Origin of the sequence: Planococcus sp. S3-L1 (genome assembly GCF_030063085.1) — a bacterium.
GTDB lineage: Bacteria > Bacillota > Bacilli > Bacillales_A > Planococcaceae > Planococcus > Planococcus kocurii.
Map to the genome: position 1 here is coordinate 211,880 of NZ_JASISN010000003.1, position 12,934 is coordinate 224,813.

General features: G+C 41.5%; 13 protein-coding genes and 1 other annotated feature. Of the genes, 12 read left to right on the top strand and 1 reads right to left on the bottom strand.

Going from position 1 to position 12,934, the window contains the following annotated elements:
* Positions 1 to 13 precede the first annotated feature (13 nt).
* The 11 genes from recD2 to mtnN all read left to right on the top strand — a co-directional run bounded on the left by recD2 (position 14) and on the right by mtnN (position 11,449).
* The gene (gene recD2 / locus QMF37_RS05000) at positions 14 to 2,431 is read left to right on the top strand and encodes an SF1B family DNA helicase RecD2 (protein WP_071154362.1); all 2,418 of its coding nucleotides are present in this window, start codon (positions 14 to 16) and stop codon (positions 2,429 to 2,431) included.
* 293 nt (positions 2,432 to 2,724) lie between these two features.
* Positions 2,725 to 2,934, top strand: a binding site (T-box leader).
* A gap of 41 nt (positions 2,935 to 2,975) precedes the next feature.
* The gene (gene alaS / locus QMF37_RS05005) at positions 2,976 to 5,600 is read left to right on the top strand and encodes an alanine--tRNA ligase (RefSeq protein ID WP_283476952.1); all 2,625 of its coding nucleotides are present in this window, start codon (positions 2,976 to 2,978) and stop codon (positions 5,598 to 5,600) included.
* 89 nt (positions 5,601 to 5,689) lie between these two features.
* Entirely contained in the window at positions 5,690 to 5,956 is a 267-nt protein-coding gene (locus tag QMF37_RS05010) for an IreB family regulatory phosphoprotein (protein WP_058386921.1), read from the top strand.
* A gap of 2 nt (positions 5,957 to 5,958) precedes the next feature.
* Positions 5,959 to 6,375 carry a Holliday junction resolvase RuvX gene (gene ruvX / locus QMF37_RS05015; RefSeq protein WP_058385597.1) on the top strand — a complete coding sequence of 139 codons (417 nt, stop codon included), beginning with the start codon at positions 5,959 to 5,961 and terminating at the stop codon, positions 6,373 to 6,375.
* A 13-nt stretch (positions 6,376 to 6,388) separates the two neighbouring features.
* Complete coding sequence (locus tag QMF37_RS05020) at positions 6,389 to 6,697, top strand: DUF1292 domain-containing protein (RefSeq protein WP_058385596.1); 309 nt, start codon at positions 6,389 to 6,391, stop codon at positions 6,695 to 6,697.
* 125 nt (positions 6,698 to 6,822) lie between these two features.
* Entirely contained in the window at positions 6,823 to 7,947 is a 1,125-nt protein-coding gene (gene mltG, locus QMF37_RS05025; protein WP_283476956.1) for an endolytic transglycosylase MltG, read from the top strand.
* A gap of 90 nt (positions 7,948 to 8,037) precedes the next feature.
* Positions 8,038 to 8,643: an O-methyltransferase gene (locus tag QMF37_RS05030; protein ID WP_283476958.1), complete on the top strand. Its 606-nt coding sequence runs from the start codon at positions 8,038 to 8,040 to the stop codon at positions 8,641 to 8,643.
* A gap of 15 nt (positions 8,644 to 8,658) precedes the next feature.
* Positions 8,659 to 9,303: a uridine kinase gene (udk, locus tag QMF37_RS05035; RefSeq protein ID WP_342743354.1), complete on the top strand. Its 645-nt coding sequence runs from the start codon at positions 8,659 to 8,661 to the stop codon at positions 9,301 to 9,303.
* A gap of 76 nt (positions 9,304 to 9,379) precedes the next feature.
* The gene (gene greA, locus QMF37_RS05040; protein ID WP_071154363.1) at positions 9,380 to 9,856 is read left to right on the top strand and encodes a transcription elongation factor GreA; all 477 of its coding nucleotides are present in this window, start codon (positions 9,380 to 9,382) and stop codon (positions 9,854 to 9,856) included.
* A gap of 131 nt (positions 9,857 to 9,987) precedes the next feature.
* Complete coding sequence (locus QMF37_RS05045) at positions 9,988 to 10,677, top strand: DUF1510 family protein (RefSeq protein ID WP_283476961.1); 690 nt, start codon at positions 9,988 to 9,990, stop codon at positions 10,675 to 10,677.
* Positions 10,678 to 10,744: 67 nt separating this feature from the next.
* Positions 10,745 to 11,449, top strand: a complete 705-nt coding sequence (gene mtnN, locus QMF37_RS05050) for a 5'-methylthioadenosine/S-adenosylhomocysteine nucleosidase (protein ID WP_058385591.1) — start codon at positions 10,745 to 10,747, stop codon at positions 11,447 to 11,449.
* 58 nt (positions 11,450 to 11,507) lie between these two features.
* On the opposite strand, the gene pssA is transcribed toward mtnN, so the two are convergent.
* Positions 11,508 to 12,047, bottom strand: coding sequence for a CDP-diacylglycerol--serine O-phosphatidyltransferase (gene pssA, locus QMF37_RS05055; RefSeq protein ID WP_058385590.1), 540 nt, complete (start codon positions 12,045 to 12,047; stop codon positions 11,508 to 11,510).
* Between the two features lie 96 nt (positions 12,048 to 12,143).
* On the opposite strand from pssA, the gene QMF37_RS05060 reads away from it, so the two are divergent.
* On the top strand, positions 12,144 to 12,917 hold the full coding sequence (locus QMF37_RS05060) for a phosphatidylserine decarboxylase (protein ID WP_283476966.1): 774 nt from the start codon (positions 12,144 to 12,146) through the stop codon (positions 12,915 to 12,917).
* Positions 12,918 to 12,934 lie beyond the last annotated feature (17 nt).

The following is a 12,934-nucleotide window of genomic DNA, read 5'->3' on the forward strand; positions in this document are numbered from 1 at the left end:
GGAGACGACAGAAATGACCGGACAAATCGATTTATTTCAAGAAGAAAAACAGTTTGTATTAGGGCGTCCTGTCGTCTCGATTTTTCACAATCCTCAAAACTTATTCTCCATAGCCAAAGTGAAAATTCAAGAAACCAACACCCCGTACACTGAAAAAGAAATTATTGTATCTGGCTATTTTCCGATGTTAACGCTCGAAGAACAGTATCGTTTTACAGGCGTCGTGAAAAATCATCCGCGTTATGGTGTTCAATTCCAAGTAGAAACGTTTACGAAAGAAGTACCAGAAACCGAACAAGGAATTATTCATTACTTGTCCAGTGATATGTTTAATGGCATTGGCCGGAAAACAGCAGAAACAATCGTCAAAAAACTCGGCAAAGATGCGATTAAGAAAATTCTTGAAGACCCTGATGCATTAGATAAAGTGCCGCGGTTGTCAGATGATAAAAAAGACACCATTCGCGCGACTTTACAGATGAATCTCGGTCTGGAGCGTGTGATGATTCAGCTCAACGACTGGGGCTTTGGCCCTCAAGTGGGCATGCGTATTTATCAAGCTTACCGCGAAGAAACCATTGAAATTTTGACGAAAAATCCCTTCCAGCTGATTGAAGAAATCGAAGGAATCGGTTTTCAACGTGCCGACGAACTCGGAACCAAGCTTGGCATCACTGGCAGTCATCCGGACCGAATCAAAGCGGCAATTTTGCACATTCTGAACCAAGCTTCTCTGTCTGAAGGCCATGTCTATGTAGACGCTAAAACCTTGATTCCGCTAGTTAAGGAAATGCTCGAATCACGTCAGCAAGGAGAAATTGCGATTGAAGCGATTTCGAAAGCCGCTATCGAATTAAATGAAGAAAGTAAAGTCGCAGGCGAAGAAACGCGGCTTTATTTGCCATCGCTGTATTATTCAGAAGTTGGAATTGCGACGAAACTGGAAACTTTACTGGCCGAACAAGAAAATCGCACAAAGTTTCCAAGTTCAGAAGTTCGTAAAGCGCTTGGTGAAGCAGAGGAACGTCTTGGTGTGAATTATGCAGAAACGCAAGTTGACGCGATTGAAAACAGTATTAATTCATCGGTCATGATTTTAACGGGTGGACCGGGTACCGGTAAGACCACGGTTGTCCGCGGATTGGTGGAAATCTATGCAGAACTGCACGGGTTGTCACTCGATCCGAAAGAATACGCCAAGAAAAAAGAGCCGTTTCCCATTATCCTAGCAGCACCAACGGGACGTGCGGCCAAGCGCTTGAGTGAATCCACTGACCTACCGGCAATGACAATCCACCGTTTATTAGGCTTTAATGGCCAAGAAAAAGACGAAGAAACCGAAAAAGAAATCGAAGGCAAATTAATTATTATCGATGAAATGTCGATGGTTGATACGTGGCTTGCTCATCAACTGCTAAAAGCAGTACCAGAAGACGCACAGCTAATTTTCGTTGGAGACCAAGATCAATTGCCGCCGGTTGGTCCCGGACAAGTGCTAAGAGATTTACTCGAATCAAAACGGATTCCAACTGTTGAGCTAACCGATATTTACCGACAAGCGTCAGGTTCCTCCATCATTGAACTCGCCCATCAAATGAAAAATGGACAATTGCCTGAAGACATCACTGTAAAGACGGCCGATCGTTCATTTATCAAAGCGGGAGCCGACCAAATTCCTGCTGTTGTTGAAAAAGTTGTGAGGAGTGCCTTGTCGAAAGGTCATTCGATTAAAGACATCCAAGTGCTTGCTCCGATGTATAAAGGACCAGCTGGAATCGATGCTTTGAACCGTCTGATTCAAGAAATGGTCAACCCGAATCCGGATGGCAAACGAAAAGAATTAGCATTTGGTGACATTACGTACCGCATTGGCGATAAAGTGTTGCAGCTCGTCAATCAACCAGAAAGCAATGTCTTTAATGGTGACATGGGTGAAATTGTTGCTATTATGAAAGCAAAAGAAACCGTTGAAAAACAAGACATGTTAGTAGCATCTTTTGATGGCATTGAAGTAACTTATGAACGTAGCGATTTAAACCAACTCACGCTAGCGTACTGTTGTTCAATCCATAAGTCACAAGGATCTGAATTTCCAACCGTCATCATGCCAGTAGTTCGGGGCTACATGAAAATGTTGCGCCGCAATTTGCTTTACACGGGCATTACCCGGAGTAGGGATTTTCTTATTCTCTGTGGAGATCCAAGCGTCTTCCGTTACGGAGTTGAACGCACGGACGACGCACAGCGCATGACCACATTAAAAAGCCGTCTAGCGGTCACAACCGAACAACCAAAAACCGAACAACAAACAAAGCAACAAGTCGAGACAGAACAGAGCGGTCCCGTCAGTTTAACTGCCGAAAATGTCCACGCCATCCATCCAATGATTGGCATGGAAGGCATTACTCCACAAAAGTTTATGGAAGCTTGAGTAAATCTTTAAAATTTACACAACATGCAAAGGAAACCGTAATTTAGAATGCGGTTTCCTGTTTGTGTTGAAACTAAATTTCATATAAATACTTGTTATGTAAGTTACGAAGTAAACCAACGGAGACTCCCGCGGGATAGCGAAGTGCCGAAATCCACTCGGGCGTTAAGGCCGAGTTAGTTCGGCGCAAGCCCGCAGGAAAGCGGAGTTGGTTTCGCAGTAACACTGCCCAATTAAAGTATCACTATTGACATCACGCAAAGCTTTTTCTATAATTCAAATTAGATTGATAGACAAACACATTGATGGAGACAGTATAAAATCGCATTCGAAAAGAAACGGGACCCTAGGCTGAAAGGCTCCGACGACAGTCGATTTTAGAAAGCTACTCCGGAGTGCAGCTAATTCCTGCCGTTGAACCGCGTTAAGGTGTTCGAGAGACACAGAGCATGCTGCTTTGTGTAACTAGGGTGGTACCGCGAAATAAAGCCTTCGTCCCTTTTTTGGGATGAAGGCTTTTTATTATGTTAAGGAGGAAAAATAGATGAAAAATTTAAAAGCAGAAGACATTAGACAAATGTATATTGATTTCTTTAAAGAAAAGGGCCACGATCAGGAGCCAAGTGCACCGCTTGTGCCTTTTGAAGATCCTTCCTTATTGTGGATTAACAGTGGCGTCGCTACCTTAAAGAAATACTTTGATGGCCGTGTCATTCCAAACAACCCTAGAATCGTAAATGCACAAAAATCGATTCGCACAAATGATATTGAAAACGTTGGGAAAACAGCGCGTCATCATACGTTTTTCGAAATGCTTGGGAACTTTTCAATTGGCGAATACTTTAAAACTGAAGCGATTCACTGGGCTTGGGAATTTTTAACGGACGACAAATGGATCGGTTTTGACGCTGAAAAACTTTCTATAACAGTTCATCCAGAAGATGAAGAAGCATACGCAATTTGGTTAAATGAAGTAGGCGTACCAGCTGAACGCATTATTCGTTTGGAAGGGAATTTCTGGGATATCGGTGAAGGTCCAAGTGGTCCGAACTCTGAAATTTTCTACGACCGCGGCGAAAGCTATGGCAACGATTTGACTGACCCTGAACTATATCCTGGTGGCGAAAATGATCGTTATTTGGAAATTTGGAACTTGGTGTTCTCACAATTCAACCACAACGCGGATCACACCTACACATTACTGCCTAAACAAAACATTGATACAGGAATGGGCTTAGAGCGAATGGCTTGTGTGGCTCAAGACGTAGCAACCAACTACGACACGGATTTATTCGTACCGATTATCCGAAAAACAGAAGAAATTTCAGGGAAAACGTACGGCGAAGACGCGGATATGGATATGGCGTTTAAAGTGATTGCCGACCACATCCGTACGGTTGCATTTGCGATTGGTGACGGAGCCCTTCCATCTAACGAGGGGCGCGGTTATGTGTTACGTCGTTTATTACGTCGTGCCGTACGTTATGCGAAAAAATTAGGCGTTGAACAGCCATTCTTGTTTGAGCTAGTACCAGTGGTTGGAGATATTATGAAGAGCTTTTACCCCGAAGTTAACGACAAACAAGACTTTATCATTCGTGTGATGAAACTAGAAGAACAGCGTTTCCACGAAACACTTCATGACGGCTTAGCGATTCTGTCTTCGGTTGTGGAAAAACAAAAAGCGAACGGACAAACAGAAATTCCTGGTGAAGATGCATTCCGTCTTTATGACACATACGGGTTCCCGGTTGAATTGACTGAAGAATACGCGGAAGAAGAAGGCATGACCATCGACCATGAAGGCTTTGAAGCAGCGATGCAAGCTCAGCGTGATCGTGCAAGAAGCGCGCGTCAAAACGTTAATTCGATGCAAACTCAATCTGAAGTTTTGGGTAATATTAAAACAGCCAGTGAATTTATTGGCTACAGCCAGACTGTTTCAGATGCTAAAGTAGTAGTTATTATTAAGGACGGTGAACTTGCTGACCGTGCACATGAAGGTGAAGAAGTTCAAGTTATTCTAGATCAAACACCGTTTTATGCAGAAAGTGGCGGACAAATAGCAGATCGCGGAACCTTGAGCAATGATTTGGTTCAAGCGACTGTATTAAACGTTAAAAAAGCACCAAATGGCCAAAATTTACATTCTGTTCGTATTAACACGGGAGAATTAACACTGGCGTCTGTGACAGCAAAAGTAGACGCAGCAGATCGTCGTCATACGGTGAAAAACCATACAGCGACACACCTTTTGCACCAAGCGCTAAAAGATACGTTAGGAACGCATGTTAACCAAGCGGGATCTTATGTAGGGCCAGATCGTTTACGTTTTGATTTTTCTCATTTTGGCCAAGTCACGAAAGAAGAGTTAGAGACCATTGAGAAAATCGTTAACGAAAAAGTATGGGAAGGAATCGCAGTTCAAACTGGATACCATAACTTGCAAGAAGCAAAAGATATGGGTGCAATGGCATTGTTCGGTGAGAAATACGGGGATGTTGTACGCGTCGTTGAAATTGGCGACTATTCACTAGAGTTATGTGGTGGCGTTCACGTATTCAATACATCGGAAATTGGCTTGTTTAAAATTGTTTCTGAAGGCGGCATTGGTGCTGGGGTACGCAGAATCGAAGCGCTAACAGGTAAAGGGGCCTATGAAAACTTGAAAGACAGTGAGCACGTATTAGAACAGGCGGCAGGATTATTAAAATCTTCTCCGAAAGAGATGATTCAAAAAGCGCAATCGGTTCAAGCTGAAATAAAAGCCTTGCAACGTGAAAATGAATCCTTGCTTGCGAAAATCTCTAACGCGCAATCTGCGGGCATTTTAGATGCAGCTCAAAAAATTGGAGACATTACCGTACTGTCCGTTAAAGTCGAAGCAAAAGACAATAACCAATTGCGTCAAATGATGGATGACTTGAAAACGAAAATGGGTAAAGCAGTAATCGTTCTTGGTGCGACAGACGGAGATAAAGTGATGCTTGCAGCAGGCGTGACAAAAGACTTGGCAGGCGGAGATTATCATGCAGGACAAATCGTTAAACACGTAGCAGAACAATGTGGCGGCAAAGGTGGCGGCCGGCCAGATATGGCAATGGCAGGTGCAAAAGATGTCGACAAGTTAGAGTCGGCACTTGAATCCGTTTATAGCTTAGTGAAATAGGTTTAATAAATGACCGCTATCGGTTATAATAAGAAGCAGACAGCAGGAGCAATTATTCCTATTTAAAATCCGAAAGCGAGGTGCTTGTCGTGAGTTCATTTGATCGAACTATGAAATTCGATTCGTCTGATGAGTCGATGGAGCAAGAAGTGAAGCAAGTGATGCTACAGGTCCATGCTGCACTTGAAGAAAAAGGCTATAACCCGATCAATCAGATCGTCGGATATTTATTATCAGGTGATCCGGCTTATATTCCTCGCCATCAGGATGCGCGAAATATGATTCGCAAACTAGAACGGGATGAAATTCTAGAGGAACTTGTAAAGTTCTATATTAAGAAGAATAACGGAGAATAAGGATGCGCATAATTGGACTTGATGTTGGTTCGAAAACAATTGGAGTCGCGATTAGTGATCCGATGGGCTGGACAGCTCAGGGAATCGAAACCATCAAAATAAATGAAGCCATCGAGGAATTTGGCATGGTCCGTCTCGGTGAACTAATCAAACAATATGAAGTGACTGAAGCAGTTGTGGGGTACCCGAAAAACATGAACAATTCAATTGGGCCACGTGCTCAAGCATCCGAAAGATTTGCAGATTTGCTGAAAGAAGCGTATAGTATACCGGTGGTCCTATGGGATGAACGGCTTACAACGTCTGCAGCAGAGAAGATGTTAATCTCCGCGGATGTCAGTCGCAAAAATCGCAAAAAAGTGATCGACAAGATGGCAGCAGTCATGATTTTGCAGGGCTATCTTGATTTTAAAAAATAATGAGGTGACGCAAATGGAACACGGACAAGAACACATTACAGTCGTTGATGAAAACGGCAACGAGCAATTATTTGAAGTATTGTTTACATTTGAATCAGCAGATTTCGGAAAATCATATGTTTTGTATTTCCCAATTGGCGCTGAAGAAGATGAAGAAGGCGAAATTGAAATTCACGCATCTTCATTCACAGAAAACCCTGAATCAGATGAAACTGAAGGTGGCGGAGAGCTTCGCCCAGTTGAAACTGATGAAGAGTGGGACATGATTGAAGAAATGTTGAACACGTTCCTTGACGAAGAAGAAGAAAACGAAGAGCTTTAAAAAGATGAGGGCGGAATTGATTGCTGATTCCGCCTTTTTCTTTTGTGCACTTTTCTTGTATACTGGTAGAAGTGAGCTATAACTAGCTCAACTTTTGCAGTACAGAAAAGCTGGGGGGAAAACCCGTGGGGAAACCATCAAAAAAAGAAATTATGTTTGAACGTATGAAAGAAAAAAAGAAGGAAGTGAGAGTCGTCCGACGCATCGTATTAATAGTCGCACTGATCCTAGTAATTATCATTGGGATTGCAGGTTTTAAAACCTATAGCTATGTCACTGATGCCTTAGAGCCGGTAGATGCCGACTCAGAAAAAGTGATTACCGTTGAAGTCCCAATCGGTTCGAGTCTGGACAGCATTGCGGCACTGCTTGAAGAAAATAATGTGATTGAAGACGCGCGCATCTATAAATACTACGTCAAATTTAAAAATGAATCTGAGTTTCAAGCAGGAACCTATGATTTGATGCAGTCGATGACGCTGGATGAAATTACGGAAAGTTTGAAAACGGGTAAAGTTTATCATGAACCGTTGTTTACCATTAATGTTCCAGAAGGTTTAACGGTTGAAGAAATCGCTGAAAATGTTATCGCTAAAAAAACATCGTATACGGCAGAAGAATTTCTGAAACAAATTGATGACCCTGCATATATTGAAGAGTTAATGGTTAAATATCCAGATTTATTGACTGACGAAATACGAGGTGATAACATTCGTCACCCTCTCGAAGGATATCTATTCCCGGCAACTTATCCTATGTATGAAGAAGAACCATCGTTAACGTTAATTATTGAGCAAATGCTTAATGCGACACAATCCAACGTTGTACCATACCAAGGTGTCTTAGATGAACTCGAAAAGTCGCCTCATTGGTTATTGACTTTTGCTTCTCTTTTAGAAGAAGAAGCCACAGCACAATCTGATCGCCAAACGATTGCTAGTGTTTTTTACAATCGCTTAGAAGACGATATGCCATTGCAGACAGATCCAACTGTAATTTACGCAATGGGCAAACACAAAGAGCGTTTGTTTAACAAGGATTACGAATTTGAACACCCGTACAGCACATACCAAAACAAAGGGTTGCCACCGGGACCTATCGCAAATGCAGGAGGCTCTTCGATTCAAGCAGTACTAGACCCTGCAAAAACCGATTACCTCTATTTCTTAGCGGACAAGGAAGGCAAGAATCACTTTGCTAAAACTTACGAAGAGCATTTGAAGAATCGAGACGAGTATATTGGAGAGTAAACCACTTAGAAGGAAGCGTCCTCGCTTTCCTTCTCTTTTTATGGTAAGATTTGAAGTAATTTTTGCTGAGTCGAAAAGGAGCTTATTTGTATGGTGACCAATCAATTATCAACGACGCTTAAAGCGATTCAGGCGTATGCTGCTCTGCATCACATTCCCATCATGGAGGATCAAGGAATCGGAGAGCTAGTTGAACTTTTAAAAATTCAACAGCCTAAACAGATTCTTGAAATTGGTGCAGCGATTGGTTTTTCAGCGATTAAAATGGCTGAGGCGTTACCTGCTTGCACAGTGGATACTGTAGAACGCGATGACTCACGGTATCAAAAGGCGTTGGAATTTATTGCTCAAACAGAGTTAGCGAGTCGCATCCGTATTTATCATGCAGATGCACTAGAACTGGAACTATCCCAACTGAAACCGCAGTATGATGCAATTTTTATAGATGCTGCCAAAGGTCAATACGAGCGCTTTTTCGACAAATACGAAACATTATTGCCAACAGGTGGTATTATCTATTGCGATAACATGACCATGCATGGTCTTTCAGATATGCCATTGTCGGACGTACCGAGAAGGAAACGGACGATGATTCGCAATTTGGCGACTTTTAAAGAACATATGCTCAATCACCCGTGCTATGATACAGAATTATTATCCTCAGGTGATGGCATACTGATTTGCAGAAAGAAATAAATACACTAAAAAGAGATTTACAGGGAGCTAACTAATATGTCTACTAAACGGCCGGTCGTTATTGGAATCGCAGGGGGTTCGGGCTCGGGAAAAACGAGTGTAACGAATTCAATTTATGAAGTCTTTAAAGAAAACTCAGTCGTCGTCATCGAGCAGGACTATTATTACAAAGACCAAAGTCATTTGGCTTTTGATGAGCGCTTGGAAACAAATTACGACCATCCATTAGCATTTGATACGGATTTGTTAATTGATCATATCAACGAATTGCTTGAGCGTCGTGCCATCGAAAAACCGGTTTACAATTATGCTTTACATACACGTGCAGAAGAAACTGTAGTAATCGAGCCAAAAGATGTTATTATACTGGAAGGCATATTAGTACTTGAAGATCCGCGTTTGCGTGAACTAATGGATATTAAATTATTCGTCGATACAGATGGTGATTTGCGCATTATTCGTCGTCTATTGCGTGACATTAATGAACGCGGGCGGACAATCGATTCTGTTATTGAACAGTATTTAACGGTTGTTCGACCGATGCATAATCAATTTATTGAACCGACAAAACGGTATGCCGATGTAATTATTCCTGAAGGTGGCCAAAATGAAGTGGCAATCGATTTAATGGTTACAAAAATTAAAACTATTCTTGAATAGATAGTGAAACTATAATATGATGATACGAGACTGACGGATGTAGGCATCCAGGTCAGCAGTTGAAGGAGTGGGAACAATGGCTAACGAAAAACAATTTCCAATGACAGCTGCAGGAAAGCAGAAGTTGGAAGATGAACTGGATTTTTTAAAAACAATTAAACGTAAAGAAGTAGTCGAACGAATCAAAATCGCTCGTGATTTTGGTGATTTATCTGAGAACGCTGAGTATGACTCTGCGAAAGAAGATCAGGCTTTTGTAGAAGGTCGCATCTCAACACTTGAATCGATGATCCGTAACGCAGTTATCATAAATGAAAATGAATCAAACAAAGATGTCGTTCGCTTAGGGACGACTGTAACATTCATAGAAGTTCCAGATGGCGATAAAGAGTCTTATACAATTGTTGGATCAGCAGAAGCAGATCCTTTAGAAGGTCGCATTTCAAACGATTCTCCAATTGCGAAAAGCATGATTGGCCGCACGATTGGTGAAAATGTTAAAGTATTAACACCAGGCGGAGAAATGGAAATCAAGATTCTTTCAATCACGTGATCAAGCGGCCATTCTTTAAAAAGGATGGCCGTTTCTCATTAGTTGAACTGTAAATGAAACGTATTTAACGCTGAAACGTCAAATTTGTCATAGTGTATTAATGGTAAACTATTAAGAAAGGGGGACATTCAATGAATAACGAAGAAAAGCCGTATCCCTCTCGTTTGAAGAAAAAGAAAAACCGATCAAATTCGATTTTGAACATTTTGATTGGCTTGGTATTTGCATTGATTCTCATAATTGGAGTTTCCATGCTTTTTGGCGGAGGGAACGAACAAGCTCAAGATCCGGATCAAGTAGCGAGTTCGCCTGAAATCGACGAACAAACGAGTGGGACTGAAGACAGCGAAGGCACTGAAGAAACAGCTAAAGAAAAAGAAACTGCTGAAAAAGAAGCTGCTGAAAAAGAAAAAGAGGCCGCTAAAAAAGCGGAAGAAGAAAAAGAAAAAGAAGAGTCTGCCATTAAAGGTGGAACAATTACACGGGAAGACTCGAGCGATCCGATTGTCGAAGAAACCGTGATTAACACCAGCTGGGAGCCGATTGGCACGAAGCAAAAAGGCGATCATGTTTCTGTCTATCAAAAAAATTCAGCTGACTGGAACGAAAAAGTTCAAGCCGTTTCTTATGCGACCGGCCTTGATCAAAATAATATGTATGTCATGATGATAAAAAATGGCGGTGGTCCGCAGAAATCGATAGCGACTGTTCAGTCGAAAGATGAATCTGAAAAATACCGCGTCCATATGGAATGGGTCGATGGCGAAGGCTGGAAACCAGTAAAAATGGACGTCTTAAAAACGCTTAAAGGCGCCTATTAATAAAGGCGTCTTTTTCTTTTATCAAATGAAATTGTAATGAAATTAAGATGAAATGAGGAATGGCAATATGAGAATCGGTGTAATCGGTGCAATGGAAGAAGAAGTTCAATTATTAAGAAGTAGACTAGAAAATCCGCAAACGGAAGAAATTGCAAAATGCGAATTTACTTTAGGTACATACGAAGAACAGGAAATTATATTGTTAAAAAGCGGAATTGGTAAAGTAAATGCGGCCATGTCAACGACGATTTTACTTCAACAATATAAACCTGATATTGTTATCAATATTGGCTCAGCAGGCGGTTTTGATGAGGAACTAGAAGTCGGTGCAGTCGTGATTTCAGACGAAGTTCGTCACCATGATGTAGATGTAACTGTCTTTGGTTATGAAATGGGCCAAGTACCTCAATTGCCAGCAGCTTTTACTTCTAATAAAGAATTGATTGAGCTAGCCGTTAAAGCAGTTAAGGAAATGGGGCAGCACGATTATGCGGTTGGATTGATTGCTACAGGAGATTCATTTATGAACGATCCAGAGCGTGTCGCAAAAGTGCGGGAACATTTCCCGTCGATGAAAGCAGCTGAAATGGAAGCGGCGGCAGTTGCGCAGGTGTGCTATCAATTTGATGTGGCTTTTATTGTCATTCGTGCATTGTCAGATATTGCCGGAAAAGAATCATCGGTATCGTTTGAAGAATTCTTGCCTGTAGCGGCTAAGCATTCAACAGAAATTGTTTTCAGTGTCATCAGCCAGCTAGCCGCACGTATCTGATTTTGTGCAGACAAAATGAAAAAGCTGGGGACGTTTTCTTAACGTCACTCAGCTTTTTTTAAACTTTTTTCAAGGTAAAGGTACTGATCATTAACAAAGAACAAAGAACAAATAAAAACATATAGACGACCGGTGAAAATACCGACAATGCAAAATACGATAAAGTGATAACTGTACCTGCAGCTGTAATAGGCAACCCAGTAAAGTATCCAGTCGAGTCTGAAATGTTAAAACGCGCCAAGCGAAAAGCGCCACATGACAGATAAAGTACAGTAAAAACCATTCCAATAAAACCGAAGTCTGACAAGACAAGTTGATAAATTAAAATTGCGGGTGCGACACCAAAGGACAACAAATCGCTCATTGAATCGAGTTGTTTGCCTAAATCAGATTCTTGATTAAACTTTCTTGCCACCATACCGTCAAAGCGGTCTAAAAAAGCTGCAATAAATATAAATAGCACGCTATAGCTATAAGATCCATTTAAAGTGGCCATAAGAGAAGCCCCGCCAAACAACATATTACCGATCGTAATGGAGTTTGCGGCCTGTGACTTCAGCTTTTTTATGGTGTGATCCATTCTTTCGATTATTAACAATGGAAAACACTCCTTCTTTTTTTGTAAACTTGTTCAATCTATTATACTGCGAAAGGTAAAATAATGGTAGACTATTTTAGCAACGGAGGCATCTCGATGAAAAAATATTTGTACCAGCGTTCAATAGAACTAACGAACGGAGCTTTTACTTCTAATTTAATTCGCCAATTTGCCGGTTCTCAAAAAAGCCGCAGATTTATACCGAGCTATATAAAAACATATCAAATCGCAACGGATGAAATCGAAAAACCTTTAGAAAGCTTTCCGACACTTCATGATTTTTTTGTTCGTAAACTTACTGGCAGTAGTCGGCCAATTGCTGAAGTTTCTGTCGTGTCTCCAGTGGATGGGAAAATTGAAATCATTGGGGACCTACGAAAAGATAGTCGTTTTTTTGTGAAAGGACACGACTATTCATTAGCCGACTTGTTAGGGGATAGCGATTTAGCTGATTGCTACCAAAACGGGAAATACGCAGTGCTGTATTTATCGCCAGCTGACTATCACCGTATCCACAGTCCGGCTGATGGCACAGTGAAGAGACAATATGTGCTTGGTAAAAAATCATATCCGGTTAACGCAGCTGGATTGCAATACGGCAAAGCGCCGATCAGTGGCAACTACCGGATGATTACGGAGTTAGAAACTGAGTTTGGCAAGATGTTGGTCGTCAAAGTCGGTGCCATGTTTGTAAATTCTATTAAACTCACAGAGACCGGTAGTGACTGGGAAAAAGGCAGCGAAGTAGGCTATTTCAGCTTTGGTTCAACAGTTGTGTTGTTTTTTGAGAACAATTCCGTTAGATTTGTCGAAGATATGTCTTCTGGACAACGGATCAAGGTGGGAGAAGCACTAGGAAATATGGTATAATCAATAGAATTAAGTTC

Bases quoted from the DNA above. Each gene is read 5' to 3' on its own strand.
- QMF37_RS05045 (WP_283476961.1), top strand. From the start codon at position 9,988: ATGAATAACGAAGAAAAGCCGTATCCCTCTCGTTTGAAGAAAAAGAAA.
- recD2 (WP_071154362.1), top strand. From the start codon at position 14: ATGACCGGACAAATCGATTTATTTCAAGAAGAAAAACAGTTTGTATTA.
- QMF37_RS05030 (WP_283476958.1), top strand. From the start codon at position 8,038: ATGGTGACCAATCAATTATCAACGACGCTTAAAGCGATTCAGGCGTAT.
- alaS (WP_283476952.1), top strand. From the start codon at position 2,976: ATGAAAAATTTAAAAGCAGAAGACATTAGACAAATGTATATTGATTTC.
- greA (WP_071154363.1), top strand. From the start codon at position 9,380: ATGGCTAACGAAAAACAATTTCCAATGACAGCTGCAGGAAAGCAGAAG.
- QMF37_RS05020 (WP_058385596.1), top strand. From the start codon at position 6,389: ATGGAACACGGACAAGAACACATTACAGTCGTTGATGAAAACGGCAAC.
- ruvX (WP_058385597.1), top strand. From the start codon at position 5,959: ATGCGCATAATTGGACTTGATGTTGGTTCGAAAACAATTGGAGTCGCG.
- QMF37_RS05060 (WP_283476966.1), top strand. From the start codon at position 12,144: ATGAAAAAATATTTGTACCAGCGTTCAATAGAACTAACGAACGGAGCT.
- mtnN (WP_058385591.1), top strand. From the start codon at position 10,745: ATGAGAATCGGTGTAATCGGTGCAATGGAAGAAGAAGTTCAATTATTA.